3 protein-coding genes are annotated in these 2,633 nt (G+C 61.6%); all 3 read left to right on the top strand.

Annotated features, from left to right (window positions below; genetic code table 11):
• A partial coding sequence (hscB, locus tag ACRC1E_RS05230) for a Fe-S protein assembly co-chaperone HscB (RefSeq protein WP_438514052.1) occupies positions 1–547 on the top strand: 547 nt, incomplete at its 5' end.
• A gap of 43 nt (positions 548–590) precedes the next feature.
• Positions 591–2,450, top strand: a complete 1,860-nt coding sequence (gene hscA / locus ACRC1E_RS05225; protein WP_438514051.1) for a Fe-S protein assembly chaperone HscA — start codon at positions 591–593, stop codon at positions 2,448–2,450.
• Positions 2,451–2,462: 12 nt separating this feature from the next.
• The coding region (locus tag ACRC1E_RS05220) for a 2Fe-2S iron-sulfur cluster-binding protein (RefSeq protein ID WP_438514053.1) at positions 2,463–2,633 on the top strand (171 nt) is incomplete at its 3' end.

Below are 2,633 nucleotides of genomic sequence, written 5' to 3'. Positions count from 1 at the left end.
CTGCAGGGCTGCCATGAATTCCGACTTCACCCAAGATTACTTCGCGCTGTTTGCATTGCCGCCATGCTTTGCACTGGATATGGCGGCGCTTGAGCGCAACTGGCGCGCGATTGCCACCGAAGTCCATCCCGACCGTTTTGCCCGCGCACCGGATGCAGAGCGCCGCCGTGCGCTCATGATCGCCACCCGCGTCAACGAAGCCTACCAGACACTGAAAAAGCCGATCTCCCGTGCCCGGTATCTGCTGATGCTCGCCGGCGTCGATACCCAGGAAGAAACCAATACCAGCATGCCTGCCGATTTCCTGATGGCGCAGATGGAATGGCATGAAGCACTGGAAGACGGCAAGGTCGACAGCGATATCGAGGCACTGGAACGCCTGTCTCGCGAGATTCAGGCCGACACGTTGGCACTGGAGCAGGCACTGATCCAGCAAATTGACCATGAACATGATCTGGAAGCCGCAGCCGTTTTAGTGCGAAAATTACGCTTTCTGGAAAAACTAGAGCACGACACCGGCGACGCCATCGAAGCGCTGCTGTACTAAAAACACGGGCAAGCTGCCCGAACGACAAAGAACCGAAGACGCCATGGCCCTATTGCAAATCGCCGAACCCGGCCTGTCAGCAGCGCCCCACCAGCACCGCCTTGCGGTCGGTATCGATCTGGGCACCACCAACTCTCTGGTGGCGTCGGTCAGAAGCGGCACCGCCACCGTCCTGCCGGACACAGATGGCCGCAGCCTGCTGCCCTCGGTCGTGCGTTACCTCGCCGATGGCAGTACCGTGGTGGGCGTAGACGCACAAGCCGAACAAAGCCGCGACCCGCACAACACCATCGTTTCGACCAAGCGTTTCATGGGCCGTGGTCTGTCCGACATCGCAGAAGCCGCCGCCCTGCCCTACCGCTTTATCGACACACCAGGCATGCTGCAGATCCAGACCGGCAGCGGCGCCAAAAGCCCGGTCGAAGTCTCGGCTGAAATCCTGCGCACGCTGCGCCTGCGCGCAGAAAACAGCCTCGGAGGCGAGCTCACCGGGGCCGTCATCACCGTACCAGCCTACTTCGACGATGCCCAGCGTCAGGCGACCAAGGATGCGGCCCGCCTCGCCGGCCTCAATGTGCTGCGCCTGTTGAACGAACCCACCGCTGCCGCCATTGCCTATGGCCTCGACAATGCGTCCGAAGGAACTTACGCCGTTTACGATCTGGGGGGCGGCACGCTGGATGTCTCCATCCTCAAGCTGACTCAGGGCGTGTTCGAAGTACTGTCCACCAGCGGTGACGCGGCACTGGGCGGCGACGATTTCGATCACCGCATTTATTGCTGGATGCTGGCCGAAGCCGGTCTGTCCGGCCTGAATGCACAGGACACCCGCCAGCTGCTGACCCGCGCACGCGAAGCCAAGGAACACCTGAGCGAACACAGCGAGGCCCGCATCACCGCCATTTTGTCCGATGGCCAGGCGCTGGATCTGATTCTGAAGCAGGACAATTTTCACACCATCACCCGTCCTCTGGTCGACAAGACACTGATGCCCATGCGCAAGGCGCTACGCGATGCACGCATCGCTGCCGCCGATATCGCCGGCGTCGTGATGGTCGGCGGGGCGACCCGCATGCCGGCTATCCAGCAGGCCGTTGGCCAGTTTTTCGGCCAGCCGCCACTGACCAATCTGGACCCGGACAAGGTGGTGGCACTGGGTGCCGCCATTCAAGCCAATGTACTGGCCGGCAACAAGCAAGGTGAGGACTGGCTGCTGCTGGATGTCAACCCGCTGTCGCTGGGCATCGAGACCATGGGCGGCTTGACCGAGAAGATTATTCCGCGCAATACCACCTTGCCGGTGGCGCGGGCACAGGAGTTCACCACCTTCAAGGACGGCCAGAGCGCGATGAGCATCCATGTGCTGCAGGGCGAACGCGAACTGGTCGCCGACTGCCGCTCGCTCGGCCGCTTCGTACTGACCGGCATCCCGCCTATGGTGGCCGGCGCCGCCCGCATCCGCATTGCCTTCCAGATCGATGCCGACGGATTGCTGTCGGTGACGGCGCGCGAACTGACTTCCGGCGTCGAGGCCGGCATTACCATCAAGCCTTCTTACGGCCTGTCCGACGACGACATCAGCCGCATGCTGACCGAGTCGATGGAGCATGTGCAGGAGGATATCCAGGCGCGCAAGCTGCGCGAAGCCATGGTCGATGCCCAAAGCCTGATGGATGTGACCCGTACCGCGCTGGAGATAGACGGTGACTTGCTGGATGAGGAGGAGCGCGCACGGGTCGATACCTGTCTGGCCGCAACCGAAGCCGCGATCAGCGGCAAGCTGACGCGAGCCATCAATGAAGCCACTGCCGCTCTGAACCGTGCCACCGATAATTTTGCCTCACGCCGCATGGATCGCAATATCCGTCGCGCGCTCAAAGGCCACAATATTGCAGAACTCTAAGGACTGACCGCTATGCCCCGTATCATTGTGCTTCCCAATGCCGATCTGTGCCCGGATGGTGCTGTCCTCGACAACATCACCGACGGCACCAGCATCTGTGACGCGCTACTGGCACACGATATCGAAATCGAGCATGCCTGCGAAATGTCGTGTGCCTGCACCACCTGCCATGTCATCGTGCGC

It is taken from the genome of Craterilacuibacter sp. (assembly GCF_051659485.1).
GTDB lineage: Bacteria > Pseudomonadota > Gammaproteobacteria > Burkholderiales > Chromobacteriaceae > Craterilacuibacter.
This window is presented reverse-complemented; position numbering and strand designations above follow the sequence as displayed.

What these genes read in the sequence shown, in the direction of transcription:
- hscA (WP_438514051.1), top strand. Translation starts at nt 591, where the DNA reads ATGGCCCTATTGCAAATCGCCGAACCCGGCCTGTCAGCAGCGCCCCAC.